The organism is Tritonibacter sp. SIMBA_163, assembly GCF_046535935.1.
Classification (GTDB): domain Bacteria; phylum Pseudomonadota; class Alphaproteobacteria; order Rhodobacterales; family Rhodobacteraceae; genus Epibacterium; species Epibacterium scottomollicae.
The window spans coordinates 1-251 of sequence record NZ_JAWJBP010000937.1 but is presented as its reverse complement, the minus strand read 5'-3'; the positions used below and the strand labels follow the sequence as shown (position 1 = coordinate 251).

1 pseudogene is annotated in these 251 nt (G+C 70.5%); it reads right to left on the bottom strand.

The window, feature by feature from the left end:
- A pseudogene (locus R0J92_RS25080) lies at positions 1-251 on the bottom strand (hypothetical protein); the annotation flags it as partial.

Sequence of the window (251 nt, the reverse complement as noted above, 5' to 3'; positions counted from 1 at the left end):
GCCGGGGTCAACCGGCCGGTGTTCGTGTTGTAGCGCGAGCAATGGTAGCTGTCGGCCAGGATCAGGCCGTCCGGCAGTTCGTGCCAGGCGCCATGCGCGAAGCGGCGGGGCTGGAGTTCGCCACCGAGGGGGCGATCTGGCTCGGCGGCCGGCGGGTCGGTCACATCCCGCACGAGCTGGCCGCCGCCCGGCCCTTCGCCCACGAAGACACCCCGCTTGGCCGAGTTCGACGTGTGGACTTGGAAGTTGAC